The sequence below is a fragment of the Marinobacter sp. MBR-99 genome (assembly GCF_040547575.1).
GTDB lineage: Bacteria > Pseudomonadota > Gammaproteobacteria > Pseudomonadales > Oleiphilaceae > Marinobacter.
Map to the genome: position 1 here is coordinate 24,601 of NZ_JBEPPY010000002.1, position 18,634 is coordinate 43,234.

General features: G+C 56.6%; 20 protein-coding genes and 1 pseudogene. 11 read left to right on the top strand and 10 right to left on the bottom strand.

The genetic code is table 11. The annotated features are described in order from the left end of the window. Window positions 1–28: 28 nt before the first annotated feature. Complete coding sequence (locus ABIE59_RS01895; protein ID WP_354443744.1) at window positions 29–805, bottom strand: SDR family oxidoreductase; 777 nt, start codon at window positions 803–805, stop codon at window positions 29–31. Window positions 806–1,016: 211 nt separating this feature from the next. Here ABIE59_RS01895 and ABIE59_RS01900 point away from each other — a divergent pair, with 211 nt between their 5' ends. After that, on the top strand, window positions 1,017–1,457 hold the full coding sequence (locus ABIE59_RS01900; protein WP_354443746.1) for a methylglyoxal synthase: 441 nt from the start codon (window positions 1,017–1,019) through the stop codon (window positions 1,455–1,457). 141 nt (window positions 1,458–1,598) lie between these two features. On the opposite strand, the gene ABIE59_RS01905 is transcribed toward ABIE59_RS01900, so the two are convergent. The 4 genes from ABIE59_RS01905 to ABIE59_RS01920 form a co-directional block, all read right to left on the bottom strand. Next, on the bottom strand, window positions 1,599–1,724 hold the full coding sequence (locus ABIE59_RS01905; protein ID WP_354443748.1) for a hypothetical protein: 126 nt from the start codon (window positions 1,722–1,724) through the stop codon (window positions 1,599–1,601). A 26-nt stretch (window positions 1,725–1,750) separates the two neighbouring features. Continuing rightward, the gene (locus tag ABIE59_RS01910; protein ID WP_354443750.1) at window positions 1,751–1,930 is read right to left on the bottom strand and encodes a hypothetical protein; all 180 of its coding nucleotides are present in this window, start codon (window positions 1,928–1,930) and stop codon (window positions 1,751–1,753) included. Window positions 1,931–2,015: 85 nt separating this feature from the next. Beyond that, window positions 2,016–2,609 (bottom strand): class I SAM-dependent methyltransferase, encoded by a 594-nt coding sequence (locus ABIE59_RS01915; RefSeq protein ID WP_354443752.1) that lies wholly within the window; start codon window positions 2,607–2,609, stop codon window positions 2,016–2,018. Next, window positions 2,606–5,737, bottom strand: coding sequence for a DEAD/DEAH box helicase (locus ABIE59_RS01920; protein ID WP_354443754.1), 3,132 nt, complete (start codon window positions 5,735–5,737; stop codon window positions 2,606–2,608). The genes ABIE59_RS01915 and ABIE59_RS01920 overlap by 4 nt, the downstream gene beginning before the upstream one ends. A gap of 341 nt (window positions 5,738–6,078) precedes the next feature. On the opposite strand from ABIE59_RS01920, the pseudogene ABIE59_RS01925 reads away from it, so the two are divergent. Continuing rightward, window positions 6,079–7,110 (top strand): annotated as a pseudogene (locus ABIE59_RS01925) (NAD(P)H-dependent flavin oxidoreductase). A 39-nt stretch (window positions 7,111–7,149) separates the two neighbouring features. Here ABIE59_RS01925 and ABIE59_RS01930 read toward each other — a convergent pair. Then, window positions 7,150–8,070 carry a hypothetical protein gene (locus ABIE59_RS01930; protein WP_354443756.1) on the bottom strand — a complete coding sequence of 307 codons (921 nt, stop codon included), beginning with the start codon at window positions 8,068–8,070 and terminating at the stop codon, window positions 7,150–7,152. A 138-nt stretch (window positions 8,071–8,208) separates the two neighbouring features. On the opposite strand from ABIE59_RS01930, the gene ABIE59_RS01935 reads away from it, so the two are divergent. Then, a complete protein-coding gene (locus ABIE59_RS01935) occupies window positions 8,209–8,658 on the top strand; it encodes an acyl-CoA thioesterase (RefSeq protein WP_354443758.1) in 450 nt (149 codons plus the stop codon). A gap of 6 nt (window positions 8,659–8,664) precedes the next feature. After that, entirely contained in the window at window positions 8,665–9,108 is a 444-nt protein-coding gene (locus ABIE59_RS01940; protein ID WP_354443760.1) for a gamma-glutamylcyclotransferase family protein, read from the top strand. A 3-nt stretch (window positions 9,109–9,111) separates the two neighbouring features. Here ABIE59_RS01940 and ABIE59_RS01945 read toward each other — a convergent pair whose 3' ends face one another. The 3 genes from ABIE59_RS01945 to ABIE59_RS01955 are packed head-to-tail and all read right to left on the bottom strand — an operon-like array spanning window position 9,112 to window position 11,226. Next, complete coding sequence (locus ABIE59_RS01945) at window positions 9,112–9,456, bottom strand: YdbL family probable chaperone protein (RefSeq protein ID WP_354443762.1); 345 nt, start codon at window positions 9,454–9,456, stop codon at window positions 9,112–9,114. A 40-nt stretch (window positions 9,457–9,496) separates the two neighbouring features. Next, the gene (locus ABIE59_RS01950) at window positions 9,497–9,712 is read right to left on the bottom strand and encodes a YnbE family lipoprotein (protein WP_502915314.1); all 216 of its coding nucleotides are present in this window, start codon (window positions 9,710–9,712) and stop codon (window positions 9,497–9,499) included. Further along, window positions 9,709–11,226 carry an intermembrane phospholipid transport YdbH family protein gene (locus tag ABIE59_RS01955; RefSeq protein ID WP_354443764.1) on the bottom strand — a complete coding sequence of 506 codons (1,518 nt, stop codon included), beginning with the start codon at window positions 11,224–11,226 and terminating at the stop codon, window positions 9,709–9,711. The genes ABIE59_RS01950 and ABIE59_RS01955 overlap by 4 nt, the downstream gene beginning before the upstream one ends. A gap of 94 nt (window positions 11,227–11,320) precedes the next feature. Between ABIE59_RS01955 and ABIE59_RS01960 the strand changes: the two genes are divergently transcribed. Beyond that, a complete protein-coding gene (locus ABIE59_RS01960; RefSeq protein ID WP_354443766.1) occupies window positions 11,321–12,178 on the top strand; it encodes a PA4780 family RIO1-like protein kinase in 858 nt (285 codons plus the stop codon). Window positions 12,179–12,306: 128 nt separating this feature from the next. After that, window positions 12,307–13,035, top strand: coding sequence for a DUF3581 family protein (locus tag ABIE59_RS01965; RefSeq protein WP_354443768.1), 729 nt, complete (start codon window positions 12,307–12,309; stop codon window positions 13,033–13,035). Here ABIE59_RS01965 and ABIE59_RS01970 read toward each other — a convergent pair. Continuing rightward, window positions 13,032–13,886 (bottom strand): putative RNA methyltransferase, encoded by an 855-nt coding sequence (locus ABIE59_RS01970; protein ID WP_354443770.1) that lies wholly within the window; start codon window positions 13,884–13,886, stop codon window positions 13,032–13,034. The two genes, ABIE59_RS01965 and ABIE59_RS01970, sit on opposite strands and share 4 nt — an antisense overlap. A 232-nt stretch (window positions 13,887–14,118) precedes the next feature. Between ABIE59_RS01970 and dusA the strand changes: the two genes are divergently transcribed. The 5 genes from dusA to ABIE59_RS01995 all read left to right on the top strand — a co-directional run bounded on the left by dusA (window position 14,119) and on the right by ABIE59_RS01995 (window position 18,631). Then, complete coding sequence (dusA, locus tag ABIE59_RS01975) at window positions 14,119–15,147, top strand: tRNA dihydrouridine(20/20a) synthase DusA (protein ID WP_354443772.1); 1,029 nt, start codon at window positions 14,119–14,121, stop codon at window positions 15,145–15,147. A 119-nt stretch (window positions 15,148–15,266) separates the two neighbouring features. Further along, on the top strand, window positions 15,267–16,235 hold the full coding sequence (tal, locus tag ABIE59_RS01980) for a transaldolase (RefSeq protein WP_354443774.1): 969 nt from the start codon (window positions 15,267–15,269) through the stop codon (window positions 16,233–16,235). Window positions 16,236–16,268: 33 nt separating this feature from the next. Continuing rightward, complete coding sequence (locus tag ABIE59_RS01985) at window positions 16,269–16,718, top strand: tellurite resistance TerB family protein (protein ID WP_354443776.1); 450 nt, start codon at window positions 16,269–16,271, stop codon at window positions 16,716–16,718. Window positions 16,719–16,733: 15 nt separating this feature from the next. After that, window positions 16,734–17,861: a 3-deoxy-7-phosphoheptulonate synthase gene (locus ABIE59_RS01990; protein ID WP_354443778.1), complete on the top strand. Its 1,128-nt coding sequence runs from the start codon at window positions 16,734–16,736 to the stop codon at window positions 17,859–17,861. Beyond that, window positions 17,858–18,631 carry a glycerophosphodiester phosphodiesterase gene (locus ABIE59_RS01995; RefSeq protein ID WP_354443780.1) on the top strand — a complete coding sequence of 258 codons (774 nt, stop codon included), beginning with the start codon at window positions 17,858–17,860 and terminating at the stop codon, window positions 18,629–18,631. Before ABIE59_RS01990 ends, ABIE59_RS01995 begins: the two co-directional genes overlap by 4 nt. Window positions 18,632–18,634: the final 3 nt, after the last annotated feature.

The window sequence follows — 18,634 nt, forward strand, 5'->3', positions numbered from 1 at the left end:
CGAAATGTCTTGGGGTCTGACCCCAATTTCAACGGCTGACCAGGAAGTCGGCGAATTTTCGGGTAAGGAACCCGGGCAGGAGTTTGTTGGTGAACCACAGGCTGCGGGCGCGCCAGCCGGGTATGATCATGAAGCGGCGGCGGTCGATGCCTTTGCGGATTTGCGCCACGGCATCGTCGAGTTGCAAGGTGCCGGCCATCAGCTTCAGGGCTTCCGTCTGCTTTGGGCGATTGAGGCGCTCGGCCTCTACCATCGGGGTTTCCACCTCTGGCGGGCACACCACCGAGACGTCGATACCCCTGGTTGCCAGTTCAATCCGCAACACTTCCGCCAGCCCAACCACGCCGTACTTGGAAGCGCAGTAGGCAGCATAGCCGTAGCAGCCCACCAACCCGGCCATTGAGGCAACCAGAACGAGTTGTGAACCAGTGGCCATATGAGGCAACACGCCAGCCACCACATTGCGGGAGCCAACCAGGTTGATGTTGATCACCCGGGCGTAGGCTTCGTCATCTATCGCATCGAAATCCGCCGCAATGGCAATGCCGGCGCAATGGATGACCAGATCTGGCCGCGCGGCTTCCGCTGCCCTGGCGAAGGCTGCCCGCACCTCGTCCGGTCTGGTGACATCCATGGCAAACGCCCGTATCCGTTCAGGCCCGGCAATGGCGCCCAGCTCGTTCACTGCCTGATCCGTTGGCTGCACATCAAACAGCGTAACCGCCGCACCTGAAGCCAGGTACGTACGCGCAAGCTGAAGGCCAATACCACTGGCACCGCCGGTTATGTAAACCTGTTTTTCCACAATCACACTCCGCAATGTCTTGTTATACCCCCAGCATATCGGCGTTGGTAACGACACCCCATGCCCCAGGAGCCTTCCTGGCCACCGACAGTGGGGCTATTGACCCACCCGCCAGCCTATGCTGCTCACCACATTGGTACTATTTCCCGAGCCTGCCGATTGTGAAACACTTGGCCACTCTCATGGCACAGAAAAGGAGCAAGCAATCACAATGGCCGTAACATCCGTTGCCCTGGTGGCACACGACAACAAGAAGAAGGAACTGGTTGAATGGGCGAACGAGAATCGTACCCGCCTTGCGCCACTGCACCTTTATGCCACCGGCACCACCGGCAGGCTGTTAAGGGAGAGCCTGCAGCGTGAAGACCTGCACTGCCTGTTGAGCGGCCCTCTGGGTGGCGATCAGCAAATCGGCGCCAAAATTGCCGAAGGCGAAATCGACTTACTGGTGTTCTTCTGGGACCCTCTGGAACCACAGCCCCACGACCCAGATATCAAAGCCCTGCTGCGCATCGCTGCACTGTGGAACATCCCCGTAGCCTGCAACCGCGCCACCGCAGAGTTTGTTCTGACCTCCGCCTACATGACAGACGACAAGCACCAGCCGCAAAAGCCGGACTTTTCGGATTACACAGGGCGTGACGTTCGTTAAAAGAAACCACAAACACGCATCGCTTGCTGAGAGGTTGGCGGGGATACTTGAGGAATTGGAAAAGGAAAGCCTCAAAGCCAGACTACGGGAGCTGACTTTGAGTGGTCAAAAAGACGGTGAATGGTGATCCGTTACAACGGATCAGGCCGCCTTTTTCAACTTCTTCTTGAGGGACTTGATCTTGGCCTCGTGCTTCTCGACCTTGGCCTTGCGTGCGTTGATTTTCTTCTTGAGGTTCTTCACGGTTTTCTTGGTTTTTTTGGACATGATCTGCCTCCTGGGCGTGGTATCGGCTAGTTCCCTGGCTTGTGTTTCTTGATATAGCCACGAATGAACTGCCTGATTTCGCGAGCGGCGCTGGTATCCAGCTGTTCACACAACTCAATGAACTGCTCGCGCTCAGCGCTGCTGATTCGAATCAGCAACTGGCTATCTTTCTTGTTTGGCTTCACTTTTTTGGGCTCATCGGACACTGCGGATACTCCAGAAAATAGTGAAGCTTATCAACGAAAGATATCTACATTGTATATACGTTTTGCGGTAAAGCAAGGCGGAAGCCTAAACCCGATACACCGCGGTTTCCCACCAAACATCCGCTCGGTTCAGTTGATCAGCGCGGGGAGTATACGGCAAAGGTACCGGCATCACGGCACGTTGGCGGGCAAAACTGTCCAACTCGGCCTTGGTGACTTCGTAAAAATGACGCTCACCATCCCCTGGCCCGTGTCGCAGAGTGATCACCAACATGCCGGACGGCGCCAGCAGCTCCGTTAAAATACGGAACGCCCGCTCCCTGGAAGTAGGCGGCAGGTGCATCCACACCGCAGACACCAGCACCAGATCAAACCGGTAACTGAGTTTGCGGATTTCGCTCAGGTCCGGCAGGGCATCATCCACCCACTGGATACTGCGATGAGCTGTTGCCGCTTCACCCAGGCGGCGCAATTCCGCCGCCGGCTCCACCGCCACCACGTCCAAGCCACGCTCCGCCAGAGCTGACGCATCACGGCCGCTACCAGCACCGACATCCAGCGCCAGACCGGTTTTCTTGTCCAAGTGCGGGAGCCAGTCGCTGTGGACCTGTTCGAAGGTCAGGGACTGGTATTGGGTGAAGAATTTTTGGGCGTTTTTGTTGTAGGGTCCGTAACTCATGCCACCGCCAGCTTCGCCGCCTGCTGCCACATAAAGTTCGGCATCGGCGTTCGGAGTTTCCAGGTAATACTCATGGGCTGTGAGCCAGAGTGAGACACGTAGTCCACCTCACCATAATTCACAAACCCTATGGTTCGACCGTACTCATCTTTCGCCTGCTCCCGCACAAACAGAAACAACCGTTTTTGGATGATCTGGTGCTGAATATAGTCCTTCCCCTTCCCTCTATCTGGCCGGGCACTGTTCTGCGACTGCCAGTGAAACAGCTGCTCGCTGATGGCGTAATCGTGATACATGGTGGTTGGGGAAAACTGCTTTTCGGTTTTGTCTAAGGTGACAAACAACAGCTCGATATTCTGATCTTGGATAACATAAACACCTTCTCTTGAGGGCGGCTGGTGCTCAAAGGTCATAGCACCAAATCCGGCCAGGATCTGCTCTCGGGAATAGCGGGCATGGAGGCGCAATGGCACTTGCGGCAGTTCCGGCATGCCTGGCTGTTCGTGTTTGGTTTTTGCCAGCTTCCAATCAAGTACGTCCACCAGTTCCTGCTCCAACCCCAACCTGTTGAGCTCTGCCAGGCTTTGGGGGAGTGATGAAAACTCCAACTCTGGCCCGGCTTTTTGCCAGAAATCGTAATGGCACATTAACGCTTGGCGATTATTCGTGTCGTCCCAATGAAATCCTGACTGGCATAGTTTCCTGAGGAACAGCAGGTACTGGTGATCGTCGCAGATCAGAATCCGGTTGTAGATCGCCTTTTTGGCCAGTTTGAACGTCGAGTCATCTGAAACATCCTCATCTTTGGCTTTGGAAACCAACTCTGCCCAACTGCCCCGCCTGTATAGCTCGTTCAAGTCGATGTGGGGATGATGCGTCAGGAAGTTTTTCAGAGTCAGAGGTTGAGTGGAATGCTGGGGAAACTGGCGAATCAGCGACACCAGCCGTTTCATCGTCAAAGTGGCCCGGCGGATGTGACTCAGCACCATCTCTTGGGTTTTCTTGGTGAGTTCAATTCGGCAACCCAGCGGCGCATGGGGGAAGCCTTGTTTGAGCTCCTCCGTGATTGAGCGTTCAGACTTACCCACCAGTGCCCGGAATTTGTTGGCAAAATCATATTCGGGCCGGGAATTACCAACAAAGTCCAAGACTGTGCAGCAATCTTTGTCATCGGCCAGGCGCAACCCCCGGCCCAGTTGCTGAAGGAAGATGGTCAGGCTTTCAGTTGGGCGCAGGAATAACAAGGTATCGACTTCCGGAATATCGACGCCTTCGTTGAAGATATCGACCACGCACAACACATTGATTTGCCCTGAGCGAATGGCCTGCTGTTTTTGTTGTCGCTCGTGGCTGTTGTCGCTGGTGAGAATGTCGGCCTTGATGCCATGTAGCAGGAGCTGTTCCACCATGAACGTTGCGTGTTCACGGCTCACACAGAAAGCAAGAGCTTTCATGCTGGAAATGTCGGTAACGATCTCCCGCAAACTGCGCAGTATCTTTTTAACCCGATCATGGTTGTGCGTATACAGATTGGTAAGCTGAGCTGGATCGTAACGGCCTCTACTCCACGAAATGTTTCGAAGATCCGTATCGTCATCAATGCCAAAATACTGAAACGGACAAAGGTGACGCCTGTTGATTGCCTCCGGCAACCGGAGTTCGGCGGCAATCACGCCACCAAAGTCGCTGAGAATATCGCTGCCATCGTGTCGCTCCGGAGTCGCTGTCAGCCCCAGCAGTATCTCCGGCGAGAAGTGTTCCAGTACCGCTCGATAACTGGATGCGGCGATGTGATGCACTTCGTCGATCACGATGTAATCGTAATAGTCTTCAGTGAGCTTTAGCTGATCCAGCTGGTTGTTCAGGGTCTGGATCGATACGAATAACTGTCGATAGTGCTCAGGCAACTGGCCGCCTACCCAGAGTTCGCCAAAGGCACTATTTCGCAGCACGCCACGATAGGCTTCGCGAGCCTGCCGCAGAATTTCTTCCCGATGCGCCACGAACAAAAAATGAGCGTTTGGTTTGGATTTCAGGAACCGCTGAAAGTCAAAAGCCGAGATCAGAGTCTTACCAGTGCCTGTGGCCGCCACCACAAGGTTTCGAAAGCGCTGGTGCACATCCCTCTCAACCGCCAACTGTTCCAGAATATCTTTCTGGTGCGCAAATGGTGTGATTTCGAAAAAGTGAGAGACTCCAGGTGCGTCCAGTCCTTTTTGTTGTTTTAATGCGCGATTGAGCTTTTCGGTACTTTCAGCCTGCCCATCAAACAGTTCAAAGTCCTCAGATGCCCAATAGGTTTCAAAGGTACTGAGGGACTTGTTGATGATGTGTGGGATTTCCTGAGATGTGATCTTCAGGTTCCACTCCAGGCCATTGGTCAGCGCTGATCTGGAAAGGTTTGATGAGCCGATATAACCAGTGTGAAAGCCTGTGTTCCGGAGGAATAAATAGCTTTTGGCGTGCAACCTTTCACGCTCGGTGTTGTAGCTTAGCTTCACTTCCGTATTCGGAAGACTGGCCAGGTACTCAACGGCTTTGGCATCCGTTGCCCCCATGTAGGAGGTGGTGATGATCATTAGCTCACGGCCACTGGCAGTGAAGGCTTCCAGCTCCTTCCGGAAAATGCGGATGCCCGCCCATTTGATGAATGACACCAGCCAGTAGATTTTGTCGGCGGAAAGAATCTCCCGCTTCAGTTCGGACTCCAGTGACAATCCGGCATTGCTGCCGGAGAACAGCTCACTTTGAGTTAGGCCGGTGAGAGGAACAATGTCTTCCACGTATTGTTTGAGGTTGGCTGCAACCGGGTTTTCCAGCTCGTAAAGTGCTGTCAGGATTTTTCCCTGGCTATCCAGAAGGTTCTCTTCCAGAAAGCCCTCATCCGAAATCTTGCCCTTAAGCCACATCAGCAACTGATTGGAAAGGTCGATCTGCTCCTGCAGCCGATCATCGCCCGAGGGCACGGCCTCAATGGCAAATTCGAGGATGTTTGACAGGAATCGTGAAAGCCACACTGAGGCTTCAGCGCTGTTGAGCTGGCGTTCGCCAACGTAGAACCTATCTCTGTCCAGGCGACTTTCGATGAGCTTGGTGATTAGCTGCTCGTAGATTCCGGTTTGTTGCATCCATTACGTTCCGTGTTGACGAAAACCATCGGCTAGACTTCGGGATCGCTGGTCGTGATGATTGCTTGCTAACGAACTTATCAACGAACCTTAACCCTGGAGGAACAGATTTCCAAGCATCTGTGCAAGCATGGTCTAGCTCTAAACGCTGCTCATCGACGGGAGCCACCGTATTAATCTTCCCGCTGAATTAATACCAGCCCCGCTCGCTTAACTATACTGATGGCCGGCGTCGCTTTGCTGCTGGCGCATGCTTTTGCTATGAATCGCCTGGCCGGCATCCCCTACCCGCTTTGGTCCACAGCCACAGCAGGGCCCATCATGCAGGATAGGAAATCATCATGCTGAACTTTCCGGGAACGAACTTACCCATCATTCAGGCGCCCATGGCAGGCGTGCAAGACAGCCGGCTGGCGGCGGCGGTTTCCAATGCCGGCGGGTTGGGGTCGCTGCCTTGTGCCATGTTATCGGCGGCGGCACTCAGGGCAGAACTCGAAACCCTGAAGGCCAGTACCGATCGGCCGTTCAATCTGAATTTCTTTGCCCACACCCCGCCATAGCCCGACCATTCAGCAGAACAGGCCTGGCGGACGGCTCTGGCGCCCTATTACCGGGAGTTCGGGCTGGACGAGGGCGTGATTGCCAATGGCTCCGGGCGGCAACCCTTCAACGCAGAGATGGCAGCCATTGTAGAGGAGTTCCGGCCAGCGGTCGTGAGCTTCCATTTTGGCCTGCCAGCGCCTGCTTTACTGAAACGGGTCAAGGCTGCCGGTGCTCGGGTGCTGTCTTCAGCGACCACAGTGGAGGAGGCTGTCTGGCTGGAGCGTAACGGTGCAGACGCTGTTATTGCCCAGGGCTTGGAGGCGGGCGGTCACCGGGGTATTTTTCTGACTACCGATATGACCACTCAGATGGGAACGTTTGCCCTTGTACCGCAGGTGATCGCCGCGGTGAACATACCCGTTATTGCTGCCGGTGGCATTGCCGATGCCCAGGGCGTGAAGGCGGCACTGGCGCTGGGGGCGGTGGCTGCCCAGGTAGGCACCGCTTTCATGCTTTGCCCGGAGGCGACAACCCGGGCGGTTCATCGAGAGGCATTGAAACGTGAAACGACCCGGCACACTGCCATCACCAACCTGTTTTCTGGTGGGCCTGCTCGCGGCATTGTTAACCGGGTGATGCGTGAGTTGGGGCCGATCTCCGCCCTGGCTCCTGCTTTCCCATTGGCCACCAACGCTATAGCACCATTACGGGCGGCAGCCGAGGCGCAGGGCACCGGGGATTTCTCGCCGTTATGGTGCGGGCAGAATGCTGCTGGTTGTAGGGAGATTTCGGCTGGAGATTTGTTAAAACAGTTGGCCGAAGATCTTTGAGGGCCTTGGGGTGAAGGCTTAGCCTTCACCCCTTGGTAATCAGAGTGCAGGGACGATCCCGATCTCACTGCAATTGTTGTAGCTTTCAACTAGCTGATTATCAATCCAGATCGCCACTACGCCAGTCCCTCCAGCGCTGCTGCCGAAGCGGATCTCCGCGGTGCCATTACTGGCAACTCGGATAACGCCAGCGATGGGGCATTCCTGGCCTTCAACAAACTCAACAACCACAGGTGTTGTGAGCTGGATATAGCCACCAATTGCAGAACCAATCAGCTTGCCTTTGGTGGAGTACTCCGCCTCAGATCCATTAAATATCAAACGCGTTTCGCCTTCGGTAATCGCGACGTACCGTTCACCAATTTTGAGCTCAAATACGCTGATGGTATCGATAAAGCGAGCGGAGTCTTCCGTTCCCGAATAATCGAAGTCTGCCCGGCCTCGCATTAGGAGCTGTTCGGACCCATCCCCTGATTGCACCTGGCCATTGATGTTGTATGTTTCAAACCCTTTAATGCTGGTGTCGGTTAACGTGTCGACATAACGGTAATCACCGTTTAGTGTGACGATACCGAACTCACTCGTGCTGACTGCACAGCCCAGCAATGTCCAGGTCTCGTCACTGTTTTCACCGGTTCCCGCGTAGGTCACCGTAGCAGTACCCCCGTCGTCACACTCGGTAGTGCCCGAGACTCCCCCGCTTTGAGTCGCAAGCCTTTCCTGCACATCAACGATTAATGCCAAACCGTAATCAATATCGTCATACAGGCCCAAAATACCGCGAACATCCGACTCCGGCGCAACCTCAACCGTTTGCCCGGCAAGATTATCATTATCCAGCGTCAGGTCTGGTCCGCCAGAACCACCACCATCACCTCCACCGCCGCCACCGCAGGCCGCCAAAAAGGTAACGCTGGATAATACCGCAAAGCCACGCACACTTTTCCTTGCAAGACTCATAATTATTCCCTTTGTACAATCGCGCCAACATCTGGTTTCTTTATTCGGGCACAGTTTTTAGACCGCTTTACAATAATGGGTCACATCGTCAAGTATTGAAAGGTGAACAGGCCAATCGGTATAAAATCAGGAGTCTTCATGCCAGAACAGTCTTTCCGTTTTCGCTTCCGGGTGCGCTACGGCGAGTGTGATGCCCAGGGTGTGGTGTTCAACGCCCGTTATGCGGATTTCGTAGATATTGCCGTAAATGAGTATATCCGCACGCTGTTTGGTGATTACCAGCACCTGCTGGAGCAGGACCTGGATATTCAGGTGGTCAGCCTGACGGTGAACTGGAAAGCGCCGGCGAAGTTTGACGATGTTCTGGAGGCGCGCATCAAGGCCGGGCGGCTGGGGAATACATCGTTCACCCTGCACCTGGAATTCTTCCGGCACGGTGACGGGCAATTCATCGCCGATGCCGACATCACCTATGTGGTTATCCAGCCCTCAAAGATGGCCAAGGTCGCCATTCCAGGCAGCCTGCGAGACAAGCTGGAAACCGGCGCGCCGGGTGTCCTGATCAGCCATGCCGGAGAGACTGCGTAATCATCTATGAGGAAATCGATCAAACGCACCCTGGCGCTGATTCTGGCCCTGCTGATGGTGGGCATTGCCTATCTCTGGCTGACTTTTGTCAGCAGTTTTGGCTATAACCCAACCGGGGAATTACCCACCATCGATGAAGACGAAACCTATTCGGTGTTTGTGTACGGCACCCTCACCCGGCCCTGGGTGCGTTGGCTGGTAACAGGGCGTGCAGGTACCAGCGAACCGGCAATACTCCCGGGGTTTCGCAAGAAAAAACTGGATATAAAGCCGGACCCTGATGCCAGCGTAGCCGGAGAGGTGATTGAAGTGAGCGCTAGTGAATTGCGTGCACTGGACAGGTACGAACGGCTGGGTGTGCGCTACGAAAGGGTGGAGTTAACACTGCAGGATGGCCGATCAGCCTGGGTGTACAGGCTGATGGAGCCATTGATCCTGGAATTGGAGTAGGCGTTATTTCCTCACCCACTGGCCATTGATCTGAACGAACTGCCCGGCTGGCGTTTTCTCGATGGCCTTCTTGCCAGCCACGGTTTCCACCTGGGTAACCGGTATGTCGTGCCGTTCGGCAATACGAGCGTATTCATCCCGGCGCGCGCTGTTGATGGCTTGCACCACCGCAGCCGCATCGCCCTCTGCGCGCACCACTTCCAGGTAACCGGTCGGGGTTTCACCCACCAGGCCCTGCTGTTTTGCGGTTTCCAGTTTCTGCTTGGCTTCTTCCAGTCCCATGGCCAGCGCTGGCAGTGCCAGGCCGATGGCCAGTATGAAAGCGCCCAGTTGTATCAGTCGTTTCATCATCAACCCCTTGATTCGCCCTTGCCCGGGCCGCTGTTGCTCAGAACAGGCCCTTATCACTGAACAGTTCATCCACTTCCCTGTCCACTTTTACGTAGATTTCGTGTTGGATTTTTACGTTCAGGTTCACGGTAATCGGCTCTTTGGGTGCGGCCATCTGCACCGTTGGCGTACAGGCCACAAGCGCCAGTGGCAGGGCCGCTATCATCAGAACTCTCACCATAAACGGCCTGCGTAGCCGCCATCGTTGTGTCATGGTTGTGCCTCCTGCCCGGATTGTTGCAGCCGCTCCCGAACGCGTTCGGTGACGGCTTCGTTCACCCTGCCGCTCAGCTGTAGGCTGGTTAACAGGGCAGGAATGTCTTCTTCAAGATTGATATTGAGCACTACCGGCTGGCCACCGCGAACCTCGGGGTTTTGCCCCTCAAGTCTCAGACCAAGTACCAGCCTGCCCTTACTATCGTAGTCTATCGTGCTATCCAGCACCGAATAGTGAAAGTTTTGCAAAGCTTGCACCACCAGTTCCATGGCCTGGCTGCGGCCCAACATGGCTTGCAGGCGTTCTGCCGGCAGCCGAAGCCTGCCACCCGGTGAAACGGCGCTCATCTTACCCTGTTCAACTTCTACGGTGGCGCCAGTAATCCTCAATGGAATACGACCACTGAGCCGTCCGGTGCCTTCAAAACCTTCCGCCGGGTACACTTGCAGCAACCGTTCCAGAGACACTTCGTGGACATCCACCGGCAGCAACAGGGGTTGCGTCGACAGGTCGAACGCCTGGGGCGCAACTCTCAGGCGACCGTCCAGAAAAGCAGCCGTTGCCTGCTGGATATCCACCACTCCTGCCAGCGGAGCCGCCCGTGTTGCCCGGTAATCCGCCAACAACTGAACCGGTCCCAGGCCTATGCCGGAGTTGATCTGGCCAATGGTTATGTCCCGCAATCGGGCGACCAGCAAGTCTTCTTCAAGGCTGAGTAACAGACGGCCGGTCATATCAGAAATGGCGGTGCGATCCCAGGTACCACTGGCGCCCCGGACGTTCAGCCGGGCGTCCAGTGCCAGCGGCGTCTCAGGCTCCAGGCGGAGGGCGACGACCGCCTCTAGCTGCCCTTGGTTCAACGTCAGCAACGGGGGCCACTGGGCAAGCGTATTTGCCAGGGCCTTGGCTGCCTGTTCTGCGGCCATCGCCATGGTTATGCGGCCAGCCAGAAACTCGTCGGTACGGTTTCTGAGCACCACCTCCGCCGACAGGCCTGCATCTGAGAACAACTGCCCCTCAAGGCTGAGGTCTGAAAAATCGCCGCTTACCCGGCCGTCAAAGCGCCACCCCTGGGATTGCACGGCGGGATGCTGAAAGTCGCCAACCCGGATGGAGATCTGGCCGGCCAAGGTGCTTCGCTCCATCAAGGTACCGGCGCCAGTATGGTCAATGGTGAGGGTGACATCGGCCAGGTCCAGCTGAACATTCTTCAGCCGGGCAGGAGAATCCCCGGTTTTCTGGATAACGGTGGCGGCGGTGAGGCGGGAACCTGGTTTGAAGTGAACGATGACGGCGTGGTTGTCTGCCTCAACCGAGTTAACCACCTCGGCCCGGATGCCGGTCACGCTCCAGTCCCCGGTCTCGAAATCCGGCAGGGCAACGCCAATTCGCCCCTGCTGCAGCAACAGCGACCAATCCATGGCGAAAGCAGATGGAACAGGCAGCAAACAGGCCAGCAGGACCATCAGCAGTCGCCATCGGTTCCATCGCAATGGGCCATCGAAGATCAACTCAACACTCCTTTGTTCACAATCAGGTAGTATGTGCCCATATACGCCGTCCAATACCATAGGCCGGCAAGGTGAACCGGGTACAGAAACTTATATGAAGATACCAAAGCGATTACAACCCCTGGTCGATGAAGGCATGGTTGATGAGGTGTTGTACCAGTTGATGAGCGGCAAGGAAGCGCAGGTCTACGTTGTGCGCTGCGGCGACCAGGTTCGCTGCGCCAAGATCTACAAAGAGGCCCAGAAGCGCAGCTTCAAACAAGCCGTGCAGTACCAGGAGGGCCGCAAGGTTCGCAACAGTCGAAGCGCCCGGGCCATGGGCAAGAAAACCCGTCACGGCCAGAGGGAGCAGGAAGAAGCTTGGCTAAATGCCGAGGTAGACGCCCTCTACCGGCTGGCAGACGCCGGTGTACGCGTACCGCAGCCCCATGGCTTTGTGGATGGCGTACTGCTGATGGAAATGATTACCGATGAAGAAGGCGGAGCCGCACCAAGGCTGGACGATGTCACACTCACACCAGAGCAGGCGCGGGCTTACTACGCCAAGGTGATCTCAGATGTGGTCCGCATGCTCAGCGCCGGGCTGATTCACGGCGACCTCTCCGAATTCAACGTGCTGGTAGACCCCACCGGCCCGGTCATTATTGACCTGCCCCAGGCGGTGAACGCCGCCGGCAACAACAGCGCTGAACGCATGCTGGAACGGGATGTGGACAACATGCGCCGTTATTTTGGCCGTTTCGCGCCGGAACTTCTGAACACCGATTACGGCAAAGAAATCTGGGCTCTTTACGAATCTGGCGACCTGCACCCGGATAGCAAGCTGACAGGCTGCTTTGAGCACGACACCGAAAGTGCCAATGTTGACGAACTCCTGGAGGTCATCGAAGCAGCCAAGGAAGAGGAATGGGAGCGCCTTGAGCGCATCCGGGATGCCGAAGAAGGCGACTGATTCCGCGGGCCGGCATTGTACGAAAGCCGGGGGTCGCCCCGGCGTTTAATCGTTTAGAATGTTAGTATCGATATGCGGACCGACCAACACCTCGTTCCCTCACCTCTGCGATCCGTAAAAGGTACATCATGCTTTCAGATAGTTTTTATGCCGTCCAGGACGGACGCATTGTTATTACAGCGCCCCAGGCCAGTCACTTCGCGAAAGAGATCGCCGGAGACTTCAACCCGATCCACGATCCCGATGCCCGCCGTTTCTGCGTTCCCGGCGACCTTTTGTTCGCCATAGTGATCGCCCGTTTCGGGCTGTCGGAGACCATGACGTTTCGTTTCCGTAACCTGCTTGGCGCAGAGATTCCGCTGGAATTCCGGGAATCCGGAGAGGGTACCATCGAAGTCTGTGACGAAGCCGGCAAGGTTTACCTGGAAGTCACCCGCAGTGGCAACATCATCCGTGATGAGCAAATCATCGACGACTTTACCCGTGCCTACGTGGCCGCTTCTGGCAAGAATTTCCCTCATACACTCAAGCCGCTGATGGAATCCCACGGGGTAATGTTCAACCCCGACCGCCCCATGGTGATGTATGAGAGCATGAGCGTGGCATTCAGCAAGAATGACAACCTTCAGCCCGAACTGGAGCTGAACAAGGCGGATCTGGAAGTGGCTGGCAAGCGCGGCAACGTGACCCTGTCATACCACCTGAAGTCTGAGGGTAATGCCGTTGGAGAGGTGTCCAAGCGTTTGATGCTGGGCGGCCTGCGCGAGTATTGCCCAGAGGCCATGGCCGGCATTGTGGAAGAATTTTACCGGCTCAAGGCTCGCGGCACCCGACTGGGCATGGAAAGCGCGGATTAATCCGCCTGAAGGCCCCGCTCAAAGGTATGCAGGCACACATCCACGGTGAGTGACAGCGACTTCAGGGCGGCGGCCCGCTCCCGGCCTTCCTGGCTGGCGCGATACAGGTGCGGAGTCATCACCAGCAGATCGGCGATGGGCTCAGCACCCGCCAGATGCAAAGTGAAACGAAGGTCTTCAGAGGCCACCCGGCGAAATCCTTCCGGTGCCGGTGTTACTTTCTTCGATTCATTCCGGATTTCTGGATAGATGATTTCCCGCAGCTCCCGCAGGTGATCCTGCCCCGCATCCACCTGAATCAGCTTACCGCCAGGTTTGAGAACACGTGCAAATTCCGGGTACACCGGAAAACCGAACAGGCAAAGGATCCGGTCCAGTGAGCCGGGCAATACCGGCAGATTGGCGTTGCTACCCACTACCCAGCTCGGCCGCTTGTCCTGCCGCGCCCCGGCCAGCACCGCCCACTTCGAGATATCCAGCCCCAGCAGCGCAAGCGTGCGCTCCTCGCCGGCAGCCACTGCCAACCGACGCAGGTAATAGCCCTCGCCGCAGCCGGCATCCAGGCAATTCAATGTGGTGCCAGCCGGCGCATCCTCAAACGTTGCCCGCGACACCGCCTCGGCAATCGGCTGGTAATACCCCGCCTCAAGAAACCGCTGGCGTGCCGCCACCATCACCTTGCTGTCACCGGGGTCCCGCGAGCGCTTCTTCTGCACCGGCAAAAGATGCACATAGCCCTGCCGCGCCACATCAAAATTATGGCCACTGGCACACCGCCAGGAACCCGACTCCCGCTGCAAGGCAGCGCCATCCAGGGGGCAAGCTAAGGCGTCAAAGGCTGTGATGGTCATTCAATATCCTGTTATCCGATCAATGCAGACCGGGATTATACATACTGGGGTCAGACCCCAAGACATTTCGCCTGGTCAAATGTACTGGGGTCAGACCCCAGTACATTTTGTTACATTTGGGGATGGCGCTGGGAGCCCCCCCTTGCAGCCTGCTTATTAGGGCTATTGCTGATAAACTACCGCACTTGGTTTTTCGTATGCTCTGCCCCCTTGCTGTTTACAGGTAGTCCCTATGTCTTCTGCTCCATCGCCCATTGTTTCTGCCGCTGATTCCGGCTTGTCGCGCCGCTTTTGCGTGGCTCCGATGATGGATTGGACAACACCACATTTTCGCTATCTGGCTCGGATTCTGAGCCGCCGTGCGTTGCTGTATACCGAGATGGTCACCACCGGGGCGTTGATTCATGGGGATACCGAGCGTTTTCTGCGCCACGATCCATCCGAATATCCGCTGGCGTTGCAGCTTGGTGGCAGCAATGCTGATGAGCTGGCGCATTGTGCGCGGCTGGCGCAGCAGTTCGGTTTTGATGAGGTGAACCTGAACGTGGGCTGCCCCAGCGACCGGGTGCAGAACAATATGATTGGTGCCTGCCTGATGGGCCATCCGGATAAGGTGGCGGAGGGTGTAGCCGCGATGATTGAGGCCACGGATCTACCGGTTACCGTCAAACACCGCATTGGCATCAATGGCCGGGAATCCTGGGATGAGCTGTGCGAGTTTATCGAAACCGTTGCCGCCGCCGGCTGCAAGACGTTTATCGTGCATGCCCGCATTGCCATACTCGAGGGCCTCAGCCCGAAGGAAAACCGGGATATCCCGCCGCTGAAATACGACTGGGTGTACCGCCTGAAACAGGCCTACCCTGACCTGGAAATCATCATTAATGGCGGCATCAAAACCTTTAATGAGTGCCACGGGCACCTGGCCCATACCGATGGCGTGATGCTGGGCCGGGAGGCCTATCACAACCCCTGGTTGCTGGCGGATGTGGATACCGAATTCTTCGGTGAGCCGGCACCGGTTGCCAGCCGCCATGACGCGCTGCGAGCCATGTTTCCGTTTATCCAGCAGGAGCTGGACCGCGGCGTGTACCTGACCCACATCACCCGCCATATCATGGGCCTGTTCCTGGGCCAGCCGGGCGGGCGACAGTTCCGCCGGCATCTGAGCGAGAACGCCAACAAACCGGGTTCCGGCCTGGAAGTGGTGGAGCAAGCCCTGGCCAAGGTCAGAGAACCCGAGCCCATTACAGAAAGTTGATCATCACCATACCTTTTGTTGTCTTGTTCCTGTCGTAAGCTGCCGTTATTGTAGGGGTTACAAAGGTATTCGGGAGCTGGATACCGCAATAACACCGCACAACCGGGACGACAGGACGAATGAACAACAAGCTTGATCAACTGAAAACCATGACCACCGTGGTGGCCGACACCGGCGACCTTGACGCCATTGCCCAATGGCGGCCAGAAGATGCCACCACCAACCCATCGCTTCTGCTGAAAGCGGCGGCCTCCGACGCCTACCGCCCGATGCTGAACAAGGCCGTGGCCTTCGCCAGCCAGCACGGAGGCTCTTCCGCCCAGCAGCTATCCATTGCCACCGACATGCTGGCAGTGCTGGCCGGCAAGGAAATCCTTAACCTGATTCCTGGCGTCGTCTCAACCGAAGTAGACGCCCGACTATCGTTTGATACCGCCGCCACCCTCGAACGTGCGCGCCGGCTGATCGATTTCTATGACCGGCAGGGCGTAGACACCAGCCGGGTTCTGATCAAAATTGCCTCCACCTGGGAAGGTATCCGCGCCGCGGAACAGCTGGAGAAGGAAGGCATCCGCTGCAACCTGACCCTGCTGTTTTCCTTTATCCAGGCCGCAGCCTGCGCCGAAGCCGGGGCCTATCTCATTTCGCCGTTTGTCGGGCGCATTCTGGACTGGCACCTGGCCAACGCCGGCCGCGACAGTTACCCGGCGGCGGAAGATCCAGGCGTACAATCGGTCACCCGGATCTATAATTACTACAAGGCCAACGGCTTCAATACCGTAGTGATGGGCGCGAGCTTCCGCAATACGGGTGAGATTGAAATGCTCGCCGGCTGTGACCGCCTGACGATCAGCCCGGCCCTGCTGCAGGAACTGAAAGATGATCAGGGCGAACTGCCCCGGCGCCTGGATGCGAGCACTGCCAGCTCTGCAGACAAGCCAGTCCATCTGGACGAAAAACTGTTCCGCTGGGAATCCAACGAGGATGCCATGGCCACCGAGAAACTGGCTGATGGTATTCGCCGGTTTGCCGCAGACCAGATTGAACTGGAAAGCCGGGTGCGGCAGTTAGCGACCGAGGCTGCCTGATCAACACCCCAACCTTTAGCCGAGGGGCGCTGTATGATTGATCGCCTGAAAAAACTGTTTGCAGTGCCGGAATCCGAGCCTGTACAAGCCGACGCCCATCAACTGGCGGTGGCTGCTACGGCCTTGATGGTGCAGCTTGCCCGTGTGGACAATCACGAAGACGAGCGAGAGCTGCAGATTATTGTCGATTGCGCCGTTCAAGCCCATCAAGTAACCCGCGAAGAAGCCGAAGACATCCTGAGTGATGCCCTTGAGCACGCCGAAGATGCCACGTCACTGTACGAGTTTACCGGGCAGATCAACGACCACTTCGACCAAAACCAGAAACAGGCCCTGCTGGAGAGCATCTGGCGGGTAGCCCTGGCAGACGGCCGAATAGACAAATACGAAGAACACCTTATTCGCCGGATTGCAGATCTGCTGCATCTTAATCATCGGGAATTCGTGCAGGCCAGGCACCGGGCGGAAGACGCCGCCGGTTAACCCCAAGGAGATTCCATGTTAGCCATTCTTCACCCCAACACAGAACTGGACAGTGAAGCCTACCGCCAGACCATACACTATCTGGAGAACCTGCCCAATGTCAGTGTTCGGGTACACGAGGTTCAGGGTGCCAGCCAGCGGCTGACGGAGATTTATCTGCTGGGCGATACCAAAACGCTGAACAAAGAAGAGATTGAAGCGCTACCCGCCGTGGAGCGGGCCATCCGAATTTCTGATGACTACCGCATTCTGGGCCGCCACAAAGACGATCACCGCCAGAGCGGTTTTACCTACAACGGCGTAGAGTTCAGCCAGAACAATCTGAACATCTTTGCCGGCCTGTGTGCGGTAGACGTGCCGGAACACGTTGAGCAGATGATGCAGGCACTGGAAGACAACGGCGAAGTCTGTACCCGCATGGGCGCCTACAAACCCCGCACCAACCCATACTCGTTCCAGGGCCACGGCAAGGGCTGCCTGCCCTGGGTCTTCGAGAAAGCCGGCAAGCATGGCATCAAGGTCATTGCCATGGAGATCACTCACGAAAGCCATATCGAAGAGATCGATAACTGCCTCGAGAAACTGGGGCGGCCTACCGGGGTCATGCTGCAGATTGGCACCCGGAACACCCAGAACTTCGAACTGCTGAAGGCCATTGGCCGCCAAAAAACCTATCCGGCACTGTTGAAGCGAGGATTTGGCATTACCCTGAACGAGTCCCTGAACGCGGCGGAATACCTGGCCAGCGAGGGCAACGCCAACGTGATTTTCTGCCTGCGAGGCATGAAGACAGAGGCCGGCCAACCGCACCGCAACATGGTCGACTTTGCCCACGTACCGGCAGTAAAACGCCTGACCCGCATGCCTGTGTGCGTGGACCCCTCCCACTCCGTGGGCAGCCGGGACCGCTCACCGGATGGCATACTGGATGTCATGCACGCGACGGCCCAGGGCGTGATTGCCGGTGCCAACATGGTGTTGGTAGACTTCCACCCGAAACCAGAGAAAGCTCTGGTTGACGGCCCCCAGGCGCTGCTGATGAAAGAACTGCCGGCGTACCTGGAAGACATTCGCCTGTGTCACGACACCTGGAAAAAGCGCCAGGCCATTTACCAGAACCTCAAGGACAGCACCACAGAATGATCGTTTATGGTCACCGAGGGGCCAAAGGTGAGGCCCCGGAAAATACCATGCCCGGTTTCATCCATGCCTATCGGCATGGTATCCGGCATTTCGAGCTGGATCTGGTGCTGTCTAAAGACGGCGTGCCCGTGCTGGTACACGATCTGACCGTGGATCGCACTACCGGGCAGAAGGGCAATGTAAGCCATTACACGGCAGCAGAGCTGGCCAACATGGACGCCCGGCGTAACACCAGCGCCTGGCCCAGAAAAACCGGTATTCCTACCCTGGAGACCCTGCTCGACCAGTTTGACGATCTGGAGCACCTGCAACTGGAAGTGAAGAAGGACTCCCGGGCCCGCCTGAATATTCTTTGCAATCGCCTGACAGAAGTAATCCAGCGCCGCAACCTTTACCAGACCGCGGCGATTACCTCATCCGACCCCTGGTTCCTCAGGGAACTGAGGCGCCGGGACAAGAGCATACGGATTGGCCTTGTGGCCGAGCGAAAGTTCCCGAAACCACTGAACCTGGCTACCCGCCTGGGCTGTGAGTATTTTTGCGCAAACTGGAAGATTCTGAGCGTAGACATGGTTGCCCAGGCCCACAAGCGCGACATGCATGTATCCACCTGGACCGTAAACCGGATACACGACATGCTCAAGCTCGAGGAGATGGGCGTAGACAGCATTATTACCGACTACCCCACAAGCACACGGATGTTCTTCGATAACCGGGCCAGAGCGGTTCTGAGCCTGCCAACCAAAGAAGGAGCGCCCGAGCCGGCCTAGTGC

What these genes read in the sequence shown, in the direction of transcription:
- ABIE59_RS01950 (WP_502915314.1), bottom strand. Translation starts at nt 9,712, where the DNA reads ATGACACAACGATGGCGGCTACGCAGGCCGTTTATGGTGAGAGTTCTG.
- ABIE59_RS01930 (WP_354443756.1), bottom strand. Translation starts at nt 8,070, where the DNA reads ATGAGTCTTGCAAGGAAAAGTGTGCGTGGCTTTGCGGTATTATCCAGC.
- ABIE59_RS01960 (WP_354443766.1), top strand. Translation starts at nt 11,321, where the DNA reads ATGAAGATACCAAAGCGATTACAACCCCTGGTCGATGAAGGCATGGTT.
- ABIE59_RS01900 (WP_354443746.1), top strand. Translation starts at nt 1,017, where the DNA reads ATGGCCGTAACATCCGTTGCCCTGGTGGCACACGACAACAAGAAGAAG.
- ABIE59_RS01915 (WP_354443752.1), bottom strand. Translation starts at nt 2,609, where the DNA reads ATGAGTTACGGACCCTACAACAAAAACGCCCAAAAATTCTTCACCCAA.
- ABIE59_RS01965 (WP_354443768.1), top strand. Translation starts at nt 12,307, where the DNA reads ATGCTTTCAGATAGTTTTTATGCCGTCCAGGACGGACGCATTGTTATT.
- ABIE59_RS01970 (WP_354443770.1), bottom strand. Translation starts at nt 13,886, where the DNA reads ATGACCATCACAGCCTTTGACGCCTTAGCTTGCCCCCTGGATGGCGCT.
- ABIE59_RS01985 (WP_354443776.1), top strand. Translation starts at nt 16,269, where the DNA reads ATGATTGATCGCCTGAAAAAACTGTTTGCAGTGCCGGAATCCGAGCCT.
- ABIE59_RS01945 (WP_354443762.1), bottom strand. Translation starts at nt 9,456, where the DNA reads ATGAAACGACTGATACAACTGGGCGCTTTCATACTGGCCATCGGCCTG.
- ABIE59_RS01995 (WP_354443780.1), top strand. Translation starts at nt 17,858, where the DNA reads ATGATCGTTTATGGTCACCGAGGGGCCAAAGGTGAGGCCCCGGAAAAT.
- ABIE59_RS01920 (WP_354443754.1), bottom strand. Translation starts at nt 5,737, where the DNA reads ATGCAACAAACCGGAATCTACGAGCAGCTAATCACCAAGCTCATCGAA.
- ABIE59_RS01935 (WP_354443758.1), top strand. Translation starts at nt 8,209, where the DNA reads ATGCCAGAACAGTCTTTCCGTTTTCGCTTCCGGGTGCGCTACGGCGAG.
- tal (WP_354443774.1), top strand. Translation starts at nt 15,267, where the DNA reads ATGAACAACAAGCTTGATCAACTGAAAACCATGACCACCGTGGTGGCC.
- ABIE59_RS01940 (WP_354443760.1), top strand. Translation starts at nt 8,665, where the DNA reads ATGAGGAAATCGATCAAACGCACCCTGGCGCTGATTCTGGCCCTGCTG.
- dusA (WP_354443772.1), top strand. Translation starts at nt 14,119, where the DNA reads ATGTCTTCTGCTCCATCGCCCATTGTTTCTGCCGCTGATTCCGGCTTG.
- ABIE59_RS01990 (WP_354443778.1), top strand. Translation starts at nt 16,734, where the DNA reads ATGTTAGCCATTCTTCACCCCAACACAGAACTGGACAGTGAAGCCTAC.
- ABIE59_RS01905 (WP_354443748.1), bottom strand. Translation starts at nt 1,724, where the DNA reads ATGTCCAAAAAAACCAAGAAAACCGTGAAGAACCTCAAGAAGAAAATC.